Annotated in this window: 9 protein-coding genes and 3 pseudogenes; 6 read left to right on the top strand and 6 right to left on the bottom strand. The window is 37.1% G+C overall.

Annotation, left to right across the window (positions count from 1 at the left end; translation table 11 throughout):
- Positions 1 to 240: 240 nt before the first annotated feature.
- Positions 241 to 1,193: pseudogene (locus tag L950_RS12245) on the bottom strand (acetyl-CoA carboxylase carboxyltransferase subunit alpha).
- A gap of 213 nt (positions 1,194 to 1,406) precedes the next feature.
- On the opposite strand from L950_RS12245, the gene L950_RS30060 reads away from it, so the two are divergent.
- From L950_RS30060 to L950_RS12255, 3 genes are all read left to right on the top strand, one after another.
- On the top strand, positions 1,407 to 3,383 hold the full coding sequence (locus tag L950_RS30060) for a hypothetical protein (protein ID WP_031288560.1): 1,977 nt from the start codon (positions 1,407 to 1,409) through the stop codon (positions 3,381 to 3,383).
- Positions 3,341 to 3,535: a glucoamylase family protein gene (locus L950_RS27860; RefSeq protein WP_197086407.1), complete on the top strand. Its 195-nt coding sequence runs from the start codon at positions 3,341 to 3,343 to the stop codon at positions 3,533 to 3,535. The genes L950_RS30060 and L950_RS27860 overlap by 43 nt, the downstream gene beginning before the upstream one ends.
- Positions 3,536 to 3,710: 175 nt before the next feature.
- Positions 3,711 to 4,199, top strand: a complete 489-nt coding sequence (locus L950_RS12255) for an OmpA family protein (protein ID WP_231577210.1) — start codon at positions 3,711 to 3,713, stop codon at positions 4,197 to 4,199.
- A gap of 55 nt (positions 4,200 to 4,254) precedes the next feature.
- Here L950_RS12255 and L950_RS12260 read toward each other — a convergent pair whose 3' ends face one another.
- The 5 genes and pseudogenes from L950_RS12260 to L950_RS12270 form a co-directional block, all read right to left on the bottom strand.
- Positions 4,255 to 4,989 (bottom strand): YggS family pyridoxal phosphate-dependent enzyme, encoded by a 735-nt coding sequence (locus L950_RS12260; RefSeq protein WP_021190483.1) that lies wholly within the window; start codon positions 4,987 to 4,989, stop codon positions 4,255 to 4,257.
- 12 nt (positions 4,990 to 5,001) lie between these two features.
- A complete protein-coding gene (locus L950_RS33110) occupies positions 5,002 to 5,205 on the bottom strand; it encodes a hypothetical protein (RefSeq protein ID WP_231577212.1) in 204 nt (67 codons plus the stop codon).
- Between the two features lie 30 nt (positions 5,206 to 5,235).
- A pseudogene (locus tag L950_RS36505) lies at positions 5,236 to 5,298 on the bottom strand (hypothetical protein); the annotation flags it as partial.
- Positions 5,292 to 5,705 carry an ATP-binding protein gene (locus tag L950_RS12265; protein WP_262507075.1) on the bottom strand — a complete coding sequence of 138 codons (414 nt, stop codon included), beginning with the start codon at positions 5,703 to 5,705 and terminating at the stop codon, positions 5,292 to 5,294. The pseudogene L950_RS36505 and the gene L950_RS12265, both read right to left, overlap by 7 nt.
- A gap of 85 nt (positions 5,706 to 5,790) precedes the next feature.
- Positions 5,791 to 6,237 carry a GNAT family N-acetyltransferase gene (locus tag L950_RS12270; RefSeq protein ID WP_021190484.1) on the bottom strand — a complete coding sequence of 149 codons (447 nt, stop codon included), beginning with the start codon at positions 6,235 to 6,237 and terminating at the stop codon, positions 5,791 to 5,793.
- Positions 6,238 to 6,323: 86 nt separating this feature from the next.
- On the opposite strand from L950_RS12270, the gene L950_RS12275 reads away from it, so the two are divergent.
- The 3 genes and pseudogenes from L950_RS12275 to trxA all read left to right on the top strand — a co-directional run bounded on the left by L950_RS12275 (position 6,324) and on the right by trxA (position 12,855).
- Positions 6,324 to 7,775, top strand: a complete 1,452-nt coding sequence (locus tag L950_RS12275; RefSeq protein WP_021190485.1) for a PLP-dependent aminotransferase family protein — start codon at positions 6,324 to 6,326, stop codon at positions 7,773 to 7,775.
- 224 nt (positions 7,776 to 7,999) lie between these two features.
- Positions 8,000 to 12,422: pseudogene (gene dnaE / locus L950_RS12280) on the top strand (DNA polymerase III subunit alpha).
- 109 nt (positions 12,423 to 12,531) lie between these two features.
- A complete protein-coding gene (gene trxA, locus L950_RS12285) occupies positions 12,532 to 12,855 on the top strand; it encodes a thioredoxin (RefSeq protein ID WP_021190487.1) in 324 nt (107 codons plus the stop codon).
- The last annotated feature ends 186 nt before the right edge of the window (positions 12,856 to 13,041 follow it).

The raw sequence follows: 13,041 nt of genomic DNA on the forward strand, positions 1-13,041 counted from the left end.
TACCAGCTGAGCTACGGAATCTTACTCTTATGAAGTTTCCTTCGTTGTTTGGAGTGATGCAAAGCTAGAAAAATCTAGCAAAGGGAACAAATATATTTGCTAATTTTTTTGAAATATGTTGTAACGTATTCTTTTTTAAAATCTTATTTTTTCTATTTTCTGTACTGGAGAGGGGCGGGACAAAATAAAAGGGACACTTTTTATTAAAGCGCCCCTTTTATTTTGTTGTGAATGGTAGTGCTATTCAACTACTACACCCATTTTGCTAAATTTCGCTATACGTTCGTCCACCAAAACATCTTCGTCTTTGGCGATCAAAATCGCTAAATCTTCAACCAATTTTGCTTTTAATAACTCGGCCGCTAATTCAGGGTTTTGATGTGCTCCACCTAATGGTTCTTTAATGATACCATCAATAAGACCATTACCTAACATGTCTTTAGAGGTTAATTTTAGTGCCTCTGCCGCCTTTTCTTTGTGGTCCCAGCTTCTCCATAAAATAGAGGAACAAGATTCAGGAGAGATGACAGAATACCAGGTATGCTCTAGCATGTATACACGATCGCCGATACCGATACCCAATGCACCACCAGAAGCACCTTCACCGATTACTACGCAGATAATAGGCACCTTTAGTACCGACATTTCCAGTAAGTTACGTGCAATGGCTTCTCCTTGACCTCTTTCTTCAGCTTCCAAACCTGGGTATGCGCCCATTGTATCGATCAATGTAACGACAGGTTTGTTGAATTTTTCTGCCATTTTCATTAAGCGAAGAGCTTTACGGTATCCTTCAGGGTTAGCCATACCAAAGTTGCGGTATTGACGCTCTTTGGTATTTTTCCTTTTTGATGCCCGATAACCATAACTGATTGACCTCCGATCGATGCAAATCCACCAATGATGGCTTTATCATCTCTTACAGTACGATCTCCGTGCAATTCAATAAAATCATCACAGATCATGTTAATGTAATCCAATGTTTGGGGTCTCTCCGGATGACGTGACATCTGCACATTCTCCCAACCAGACAAATTACCGTATATCTCTTTTTCAGCGTTCGCTAGTTTTTCTTGTAGCTCTAACACAGTTGCACTCATATCGACTTTCGTCTTTACGGCAACTTGTTCCACTTTTTCTATCTGCAATTGCAAATCTGCAATTGGCTTTTCAAATTCAAATGTAGTTTTCATATAAAGTTGTTATGAAAAAATCAGATGGCTAAATTAGTGCATTTTTTCCGAAATTAAAATTACGTATGACATTTACATTGGAAATCCTTTATTACTTTTGTGATTCATTAAAGTATAGATGGCTTACTTTTTGTTTGATGTTTATTATCAATTTATGCGCATGTCAAAAAATTACTATTCATAATCGGTTTATCTATTTCTACTGCAACAGCCTTGTCTGCACAAACTTATCCTGAAGTTGTGTTTGAGAACAGTCTCTTGTCAGGTAACTATGCCAAAAGCTTGGTGGAATATTCGGGAGACAGTTGGGTACAGAATGTAAAGAAAAATTTACCGACTACAGATTCTTTATTTTTTACTCCAGGAAATTCACTTTCACTCCGTTATTTGTCATCAAATGCTGGAAAGTGGAAGGTTGCTTTACTAAATGATCGCCATAAGATCAATTATCAGGTCCAGGCCAGTGATGTGCTGACAATTAAAATGTATGTGCAAACACCGCATACGAAAGAAAAAACTCTTCCGAAAATTCAATTGCTTCAAAATGGTTCTGAAACTAATATTTTAGAACTTTCCCCATTTATAGATGACTTTGATCATGATACTTGGCTTAATATAGAGATACCCTTGTCAAAATTTGGAAATTTAAAAGCAGGGGAAGCAGTTTCTGAAGTGGTTTTTCATCAAAACGGAACTGATGAGATGACGCATCAGTTGTTTTTAGATCAATTGGAGTTTTTGCCTAAAAATCCTTCTCGTGTCAAATTGTCTTCAGGAGCTATTCTGTCACAGGTCTCCAGTATTGATAAGCAGGTGGAGCTTCAATGGCAACTGCCGTTAACACCAAGTATCCGGTATATAAAAATTTACAGATCAACGGATAACGTTGATTTTAAGCCGATTGCCATACGACCGGTATTTATGCAAAAATGTTATGATCTTGTAGAAGAATATAATAAGAAATACTATTATAAGATCGCATGGGTAGATTTTGATTATCTGGAATCTCCATTCTCTACTGTAAAAGAAATTCAAACCAAACCTGCTAGTGATATAGAGCTTTCGAACTTAATCAAATTGACAAATGTCAATTATTTTATTGAGAACTATGACATCAACAGTGGTCTTTTTCTACCAAATAAATCAAATAAGAAGGCTATAGTTTCTATAGAAGAATCTGGATATGCAATTCTTTCGTTATTGGTTGGTGCTGAAAACAATGTTATTTCGCGTCAAGCTTTGTTGTTGCGTTTGAGTAGGATGATCAAGTTTTTAAACAAGGCTCAGCATCATGAGGGTGTATTTACGGCATTTTATGATGGAAGGGAAGGCGTACCATTTTATACTGATGGCGTACAGATGTATGATGTTAAAGCGACGGCAAAACTTATGGAAGGATTGCTTGTTGCTCGGGAATATTTTTCAAAGGATGTTGCTGATGAACAGAATTTTAGAGAGGATGTAACGAAATTGTGGAAACGGGTGAATTGGCAAAAGCTAACATTAAAGTCAAACCCTGATGCACTGATGGATCGGTGGTCAGCTGTAGATAGCACCTATCAGTCTAAAGTTTTAAACGGCCTGAATGATGGTTTAAGTGCTTATTTATTAGCGATGTCTTCTCCGACTTATCCATTGACGGAAGCGAGTTACCTGAATGGATATGCTAAAAAATTACCTCTAGCGGATAGTTTACTTCGTTTATCTCCATCGACAGTTGATCAAGGTGCGGCTTCGCATATGAATGGTGGGCTTATCATACCGCAGGTACAACCAGCTACCCCAGTATCCTTTGAAGATAGTTTGATCTTTGAAAAACATATGCTGTATGGTAAAAAAATCGCAATTGGCGATTTAAATAAAAGTTTAATTGAGTTTTATAAACCATTTTTAACCTTAGATCCGAGCGGAAAATACGATGGTTATGTCGATTATGGTGAGCTAGCAAGTAATTATATTTTAGCTTATAAAAGAAGGGATAATGAATTAAACTTGGGATCTAGTTATACAGATATTTGGGGAGTACAGAATCCGAGCGATAGCGTGGGGCAATATTTAGTGAATCCAGCAATCGCAATTTCGGCTGTTGCTTTCGAACAGGAGATCGGTCAAAAATCTTTGCGCAATTTTATGATCAATATGCTAAGGTGCTGTTTACCCAATATGGTTTTAGATCTTGGATTGATTTGAAAAATAATGATGTTTCCGATGGTTTTAATGCGAAAAATCAGGCGAGTGTGGCTGTTTTAATGGAGAATGCAAAATCTGGATTGATCTGGAAATTGTATAACCAGATACCGGAGATTAATGCAACTATTAAAAAGATCTATCATAAGAAATAAGCGAAACTGCTGAACGAATTAAAGGGATACAAGATCTTGTAGCGTTATGTCTAAGATCTGTATCCCTTTCTGTTTTTCTTGAGTTCACTTTTTTTATATCTTTACAGTTAGTTTTTGCTTATCATAAATAATCTAAACATTCGATGATTAAAAAATAAATAGTATTGCTGTTGCTTTGCTTTGTTCAATTTCTTTGTTTTCATGTAAACAACAAGCTGTAATTGTTAATCCAGGTGCTGTTGTTAGTATTGATGGTACTGATGATGGATTGAAAAACGTTAAACGTGATTTTGAAGATGCTACTCGTACAGATGAAGGAATTAAATTTACGATTTCATCAGATTTGCTATTTCCGACAAACTCTTCTTATTTAACAGAAAAAGCTAAAGGGGAATTGAGTAAATTGGCAATACTTTTAAAAGAAAATAAAAGTAAGATCCGTGTTGATGGGCATACAGATGCGACAGGTACTGTGGTGTATAACCAATGGTTAGCTGAAAAGAGAGCTAACTCGGTTAAAAAGTTTTTGGTAGATGCTGGAATTGCAGAGTCTAGAATCGCGGCAAAGGGTATTGGTCAGACTAAACCTGTAGCAGATAATAAAACTCCAGAAGGTCGTCAAAAGAATAGACGAGTTGAGGTTATTATTTTGGATGCAAAATAATTCTTAATTATAACAGGATATAAAGGGCTTTCATTGGAAAGCCTTTTTTGTGATATTAATTTTTACTTTCGTCCCAATAGTGGGAGTCTGGATATATCCGCTTTCCAAATACTGCTGTCCCTATGCGTAAAATTGTTGCTCCTTCGGCAATAGCAATTTCATAATCGCCACTCATACCCATGGACAATTCTGTCATTTCGACGCCAGGGATTTCAGCTTTGATAATGTCTTGCTGGAGGTTTTTCAATAATCGGAAACAGGTACGAATTTTATCTTCTTCTGCGCTGAATAGACCAATGGTCATGAGCCCTTTAATTTTTACATTTTCTAATATGGCTAACTGTCGTATCAGATCAATGGTTTTATCAGGTGATATGCCAAATTTACTTTCTTCCATGGAAGTATTCACTTGGATTAAAATGTCTATCGTTCGATTTTCAAGTTGTACTCTTTGATTTATTTTTTGGGCTAGATCAAACCGATCTATAGATTGCACACAAGTGACATCATGCTGGAGTATGTATTTGATTTTATTGGTTTGTAAATGGCCTATAAAATGATTGGTATGCGGGATATTTTTTAAATAGTCATATTTGTCCCTTAATTCTTGAACTTTATTTTCTGCAATTAATGTATATCCTGCGAGTAAAGCCGTTTTTATACGATTTGCCGGAACTGTTTTAGTCGCTAACAATAGTTTGACTTCTTTGGGGTCACGATTGTTTAGCAGGCAACATGCTTTGATTTTATCTTCAATTACTTTCAGATTCTCTAAGGTTGTGTTAGTCATATCATCGTGATTTTATTGTTTTTCCAATTTTGCTATCAGACTTGCTTTAACTTGTGTGAAAGCATGATCGCGAGCTTCTGCGTAGGATATCTCGTATTTTCTTTGAAACTGTTTAATATCTGCAGGGAATTTTTCGACAAGCTTATCATAATACTTGTCTAATTCTAACTGTGATGGTAAATCATAGCTGATCTGTAATTGAAATCGGCGTAGCAATGCTTTATCAATAATGGATACATGGTTCGTTGCAGCGATCAGTAATACGGTCTGTGGTAAATAATCGATGAGTTGAATCAGTGTATTTACCAGCGTCTCATCTCACCAACATCTTTGTCGTCATTACCTCTTGCTTTTGCAATTTGATCAAACTCATCTAGGAATAGGACAGCCTTTTCGCGGGCCGCTTTATCAAATATTTGCTTAATGTTTTGAGATGTTTCGCCAATGCGGGAACAGACAATTGTACTGAGGTTTAGTGTTAAAATGGATTTTCCCAGTGTTTGCGCGATTGCTTTGGCGGTTGTTGTTTTACCACATCCGGAACTTCCATGCAAGAGGATTTTATTGTTTACAGGTAGTCCATATTGAAGGAGCTCTTCGCTGTAGGTATATTCTTTTATTAACTGCTGTATGGAAGCATTGTTCTCTTGATTAAGAAAAATATTAGCCAGTTCAGTCTGCTCGTTCTTAGTAATAATCAGATCGGAAATATTCATGGTGGCAATTTATTAATTTTTGAATAAAGCTTGAGTTTAATTTTTGAAGAATGACGAACGTTTTACGTTCGCCATTCCAGTATGCTTATTTCCACCAATGATAATAATTGTGTAATCCATCATATTCAAATCCACATTTTGGATATAACTTATTGCCGACTATGTTTGTTTTTTCTGTTTCCAGCATTAGCCCACAAGCATTTGTTTCTTCGCACCATAATTTACTGCGATCAATAAGCGCGATCGATAGACCTTGGCCGCGATAGTCCGGGTGTACATACAAGTCACTTAATAACCATTGTTTAGCTAGTTTGGTATAATGGAAAAGTTTATAAAGCTGTACAAATCCTACTGCTTGATTATCCACATAGATTAAGAAGATCGTCGATTCGCTATTTACAAATCTTTCTTTAAGAAAAGCTTTTCCTTTTTCAAGATCTGGTTGCTGACGATAAAAAACACGGTATAAATCAAATAATACTGCTGTTTCGTCAAGGTTTGCTAATGTTGCTTGTCTAATTTCTGATTTCATATTTTCTTTTTTTAATTGTTATGACAAAATTACTCTTAAATAGGACTACCTTTGTGCTCCAGTTTTAAGTTATTAAGTAGTCCAGTATGCTTCCTTTTGAACATATTATAACAATTGATAAATCGAGCAATATTGCTCTATACAGGCAGATTTCGATTTCAATCATTAATGCGATCAGCGATGGGGTTTTAAAACCTGGTGCGCATCTGCCAAGTAGCCGTGAATTGGCGAAAAATCTTGCTGTCCATCGTAAAACAGTCATCGCTGCTTACGAAGAGCTCCAGTCCCAGGACTGGATTATTGTGGAACCGCGTAAATATGTTGCTGTTTCAAACTTTATCCCAATTTTAAAGGCCCAAAAATGGAATAGGCCATTCGTGCGTACGGGATACGGAAAAGATCTTCCCATTTCGTATAAAAAATCTCAGCCAGAAGTGTCGGTTGAAATCACGGAAAGATTTGATAAGGTGCTTATTGATGACGGATATCCTGATATACGATTGTCACCAATTGATGATTTATTGAAGACCTATCGGACTTTTACAAACCGGAAAACAATTTCGAAGATTGCAAATATTGGTACGGGGCAAGGTGTGCTCAAGCTTCGCGAGCAATTGGCGAATCATCTGATCGAATCTAGAGGTCTCACTATGGGGGTGGAACATGTGCTGATTACTCATGGAGCGCAAATGAGTATATATTTGGCGGCACAACTTTTAATGGATAATAGTTCACATGTGCTTGTTGGTGAACCCAACTATCCATTGGCAAATCAGGTTTTTAAAGATACCGGTGCATCGGTTATTTCGGTATCGGTTGATGATGATGGTATTGATACGGATGCCGTGGAAGCTTGGTGTAAGTTGAAAAAAATCAGCTTGATATATGTTATACCACATCATCATTATCCCACCACAGTTACGCTTTCTGTAGAGCGTAGAATGAAATTATTAGCATTAGCTGAACAGTATGGATTTGTGATTATTGAAGATGATTATGACTATGATTATCATTATACGTCATCGCCTTATCTACCGTTGGCTAGTAGTAATCATCAGGGGCATGTTATCTATATCGGTTCTTTTTCCAAAATCTTAGATCCTTCCATCCGTATTGGTTTTATGGTTGCTCCAGAAAAATTCATTGCGCAGTGCACTGCCTATAGAAAGATCATTGATGTGGGAGGAGATGGTTATATGCAACATGCTTTAGCCGAGTTAATTAAAGAGGGAGAGTTGAACAGATACTTGAAAAAAGCACGTCGTTGCTATAAAATACGAAGGGATTATTTGGATCAGCTTTTACGGGATCGATTAGGTAATTATATTTATTTCTCCTTGCCTGCTGGTGGAATGGCCATTTGGGTGCGGTTAAAGCCTCCGTTTTTGGTGAATGATTTACTTTTGAACTGTTCGCTTGAAATTGTTCGTATCGATGAAACTCAAAATGCATTTCGATTTGGCTTTGCATCCTTGTCTGAAAATGAATTAGATCAGGCTGTTAGTGAATTAGTAAAAGCTTTTAAAAAGATGGCTTAAGTTCATTGCTTTTTTTGCACAACGCAGTTTTTGTTTGAACAGGATAAGGGGAGGCGAAAAGATGAAAAATGAGCTTATTTTTTTAGTAAAATGACTTGTTTTTCAGCTTTAGTGAGGAATAAATTTGTAAATTAGTAAACTTTTAAACAGGTCTGTTTTAATCTGTTTGAAAGTCTTTTAGTTGTTGATATTTAGCTGTTTAGGAAAGAATAAAGAATTAAGGTATGTACATTATATTTGATACGGAAACAACAGGATTACCCAAACGTTGGGATGCGCCGATTACAGATACTGATAATTGGCCCAGATGTATTCAAATAGCTTGGCAGTTACATGATGAAATGGGTAATCTGCTTGAGCATGAGGATTATCTGATCAAACCGGATGGTTACAATATTCCTTATGACTCCGAGAAAATTCATGGTATTTCGACCGAGTTAGCGACAGAACAGGGTGTTCCCATTCAAGATGTTCTGGTTAAGTTTAATGAAGCATTAGCTAAAGCTAAATTTATTGTAGGTCAGAATATTGGTTTTGATTTGAATATTATGGGTAGCGAATTCTATCGTTATGATGTTCAATCTCCCATGGGTGAAATGCCTATCTTGGATACCTGTACTGAGGTTACAGCTGCTTTGCTGCAATTGCCTGGTGGACGTGGAGGTCGTTTTAAATTACCAAATTTAACTGAACTTCATTCGTATCTATTTGGAGTTCCCTTTGCTGAAGCACATAATGCAACTGCCGATGTGGAAGCAACTACACGTTGTTTTTTGAATTAGTTAGAAGGGAAGTTTTTACTGTTGATCAGTTACAGACTGATACAGGGTATTTTGTAGATTTTAAACAGCAGAACCCATCAGTAATTCCAACTGTTGGTTTAAAGCACGTGAATCTGAAGGCGGCTTCGGATGAAATTAGAAAGCGCAGTCAGCCAAGTGGTGGTCAAGAAGTTGTGATTGATCATGATGTGCTGAATGATTTTGAAAATGCCGATTTTGCACATCTACATAATCATTCTCAGTTTTCGGTCCTGCAATCAACAATTTCTATTGCTAATTTGGTTGATACTGCTGCGAAGTATCGTATGCCAGCTGTTGCATTGACCGATCACGGTAATATGATGGGGGCTTTTCATTTTGTTTCTAAAGTAGGCGATCATAATAAAGCGGCGAAAGCAAAAAATGAAGAATTAGAAGCTGCTGGAGAAAGTCCTACGGAGAAAATAATCAAACCTATTGTGGGTTGTGAGTTTTTCGTATGTGATGATCATTTTGATAAGAAAAGAAAAGATAATGGTTATCAGATTGTCTTTTTAGCGAAAAATAAAAAAGGTTATCATAACCTGGCTAAAATGGCCTCAGTAGCCTATACGGAAGGGTTTTATTATGTACCTCGTATTGACAGAAAGGTTGTTGAGCAATATAAAGAGGATTTAATTGTCCTGTCTGGTAATCTTCAAGGAGAGGTGCCCAATAAAGTGCTTAATATCGGTGAAAATCAGGCTGAAGAAGCTTTGATCTGGTGGAAAGATCAGTTTGGGGATGATTTTTATATTGAAATGATGCGCCATGGTCAGGAGGATGAAGACCGCGTAAATACGACGCTAGTCAGTTTGGCTCGTAAACATGATGTAAAGCTGATTGCGACGAATAATACCTATTATATCAATAAGCCTGATGCTCACGCCCATGATATTTTGTTGTGTGTGAAGGATGGTGAAAAGTTGAGCACACCGAAAGGACGGGGGCGAGGTTTTAGGTTTGGATTACCTAATCAGGAATATTACTTCAAACCTGCTTCAGAAATGAAGAAGCTATTTAAGGATATACCAGATGCGATTATCAATATTCAGGAGATCGTCGATAAAATTGAAATCTTTACTTTATACCGTGACGTTCTTTTACCGGCTTTTGATATCCCTGAGGAATTTCAGGTTGCAGAAGATCAGGAAGATCATGGTAAGAGGGGTGAAAATAAGTATTTAAGACATCTAACAATAGAAGGAGCTAAGCGTCGTTACAAGCAGGGTGTAACAGACGATATCATGGAGCGCCTGGATTTTGAGTTAACTACCATTGAGAAGACCGGTTATCCAGGATATTTTTTGATTGTACAGGATTTTATTGCTGAAGCTCGTAAAATGGGCGTTTCTGTTGGTCCTGGTCGTGGTTCTGCCGCTGGATCTGCCGTAGCATACTGTTTAGGGATTACAAATTTGGATCCGATACAATACGATTTGCTATTTGAGCGTTTCTTAAATCCCGATCGTGTATCGATGCCCGATATTGATATTGACTTTGACGATGAGGGTCGTGGTCGCGTAATGCAGTATGTAATTGATAAATATGGAGCTTCGCAAGTAGCCCAGATTATTACATATGGTACTATGGCTGCCAAATCGTCTATTAAAGATACGGCTCGTGTACTGGATCTGCCTTTGCAGGAAGCCAATGAAATTGCAAAACTGATTCCAAATTTGAAGCTGGCAAAGATCTTCAATATGGATGAAAAAGCGTTGAAAGAGACTTTGCGCGCAGATGAACTGGAAGCTGTTAATCGTCTGATCGCCATATCGGAAGGTGCGGGTCTTGAAGCGGAAACGATTAAGCAGGCACGCGTATTGGAAGGTTCCATGCGTAATACAGGTATCCATGCTTGTGGGGTAATTATTACTCCTGACGATATCACTAATTTTGTTCCTGTATCATTAGCAAAAGATTCAGATCTGTATGTGACACAGTTTGATAACTCTGTTGTTGAATCTGCAGGTTTGTTGAAAATGGACTTTTTAGGGTTAAAAACATTGACCTTAATAAAGGATACGGTCGCTAACGTGAAGTTGAGTAATGGCCTGGAATTAGATCCCGATGAATTTCCTATTGATGATCAATTGACTTACGAGTTATTCCAAAGAGGAGAAACGGTTGGGGTATTCCAATATGAATCTCCGGGTATGCAGAAGCATATGAAAGATCTGAAACCAACGGTTTTTGCGGATTTAATTGCTATGAATGCCCTATATAGACCTGGACCAATGGAGTATATCCCCAGTTTTATCAAGCGTAAGCACGGGACAGAGCCTATTATTTATGATCTAGATGCTTGTGAGGAGTATTTGCAGGAAACATATGGTATTACTGTATATCAAGAGCAGGTAATGCTTCTTTCGCAGAAATTGGCAGGGTTCTCCAAAGGTGATGCCGATGTGTTGCGTAAAGCTATGGGTAAGAAGCAAAAAGCGGTTTTGGATAAGATGAAACCTAAGTTTGTTGCTCAGGCTGCTGAAAAGGGACATAACCCGAAAGTATTAGAAAAAATTTGGACAGATTGGGAGGCTTTTGCAAGTTATGCCTTTAATAAATCGCACTCGACCTGTTATGCTTGGATTGCTTATCAAACTGCTTATCTGAAAGCGCATTTTCCAGCGGAATACATGGCAGCTGTACTTTCAAATAACATGAATGATATCAAACAGGTCACTTTCTTTATGGAGGAGTGTAAGCGCATGGGACTTGAAGTATTGGCTCCAGATGTGAATGAGTCACATTATAAATTTACTGTGAATGATCGTGGTGCGATCCGATTTGGAATGGGAGCTGTTAAAGGTGTGGGAGCAGGAGCGGTTGATACGATTGTACAGACACGTGCAAAGGGACCCTATAAATCGGTTTTTGATTTGGCAAAACGGATTGATCTGCGTGCCGCTAATAAAAAAGCTTTTGAAGTTTAGCTTATGCAGGTGGATTTGATGGTTTTCAAAATATGCATCGTGCTCAATATTTTCACAGTGAAGATAATTCGACTGGTTTAGAAAAAGCGATTAAGTTTGCACAGCGATTCAAGGAAAATGAAAATTCGGCTCAGGTAAGTTTATTTGGCGGAGATGGCGCAGCTGAGCTTCCAGAACCTGTATTGGCTTCTTGCCCACAATGGGGTTTGATCGAAAAATTAAAGTACGAGAAAGAGGTAATCGGTATTTATCTGACTAGTCATCCCTTGGATAACTATAAGTTTGAGATTAAGCATTTCTGTCAAAACAAAGTGAGTGATCTGCAGTTAATCAATAAGGTTAAGGCTTCTGAAGTTGAAGAAGATGTTTTGTTGGATTTTAATCGGATAAAAAATAAGGAGGTTGTTATCGGTGGTATTATTGCTCTTGCCAACCATCGTATTGCAAAATCGGGTAAGCCTTTTGGTTCTTTCATTATTGAGGATTATTCAGATTCTTATGAAATAATGGTTTTTGGTGAAGATTATGTGAAGTTCAAGGGGTATCTTGAAGAAGGCTATTTTGTGCAGCTCCGAGGTTTGGTGCAGGAAAGGTTTAAACAAGTTGGGAACTGGGGTTTTGAGATCAAGGGTATCCAGCTATTGTCGGATTTGAGAGAGAAAATGGCTAAAATTTTCACCATTAATATTGCATTGCCAGCATTAAATGATCTATTTTTGGAGGAGATGAAGCAAGTGCTGGATTCAAATGAGATCGAAGGGGTGGTTCCGAATTGTCAACTGCGTTTCAAAATTTGGGATCCGCAGGATGAAATTTCTATTGAGATGCCTGCGAAATTAAAGCGTATCAACTTGACAAATGAGTTCTTAGAGGCTATAGAGCAGTTTGAAGGTGTAAATTATCGATTGAATTAAATGGTGTCAATTTAATATTACACTTATATTACGGACATCTTTATTATATTTGTTCTTATAAATGAGTAAATAATAATTATCAAATAACTTCGGTTAAAAAAATAAAAATATGGCTTTAGAAATTACAGATAGCAACTTTGAAGAAGTTGTGTTGAAATCAGACAAACCAGTTTTAATTGACTTTTGGGCAGAGTGGTGTGGTCCATGTCGTATGGTAGGTCCAATTGTAGAAGAGTTGGCTAAGGATTATGCTGATACAGCGGTAATCGGAAAAGTAAATGTAGATGAAAACCCAGAAATTTCAGTTCGTTTTGGAATTCGTAATATTCCTGCGTTATTATTCTTCAAAAATGGTGAGATTGTCGATAAACAAATCGGTGCTGTGCCAAAATCAGTGCTAAGTGAGAAACTGGATAAGCAAATTGGTGCTTAAGCAAGTATTATTAAGATAATATCAAGTAGACAAATGTAGTTTTTTGTTATATAAGTCTTGTTAAAGGGGGTAGAATTAAGTTTCTACCCCCTTTTTCTGTTTTATATTGAGTAAAATGCATTATATATCTGTTGTTGTTTTTGGTTTTGTAGAATTTTTATGTTTTATTTGAAAATATTTGAAATA

This window comes from Sphingobacterium sp. IITKGP-BTPF85, from assembly GCF_001006065.1.
In the GTDB taxonomy this organism is placed as follows: Bacteria; Bacteroidota; Bacteroidia; order Sphingobacteriales; family Sphingobacteriaceae; genus Sphingobacterium; species Sphingobacterium anhuiense.

Bases quoted from the DNA above. Each gene is read 5' to 3' on its own strand.
- L950_RS12260 (WP_021190483.1), bottom strand. From the start codon at position 4,989: ATGACTAACACAACCTTAGAGAATCTGAAAGTAATTGAAGATAAAATC.
- L950_RS12265 (WP_262507075.1), bottom strand. From the start codon at position 5,705: ATGAATATTTCCGATCTGATTATTACTAAGAACGAGCAGACTGAACTG.
- L950_RS12270 (WP_021190484.1), bottom strand. From the start codon at position 6,237: ATGAAATCAGAAATTAGACAAGCAACATTAGCAAACCTTGACGAAACA.
- L950_RS12275 (WP_021190485.1), top strand. From the start codon at position 6,324: ATGCTTCCTTTTGAACATATTATAACAATTGATAAATCGAGCAATATT.
- trxA (WP_021190487.1), top strand. From the start codon at position 12,532: ATGGCTTTAGAAATTACAGATAGCAACTTTGAAGAAGTTGTGTTGAAA.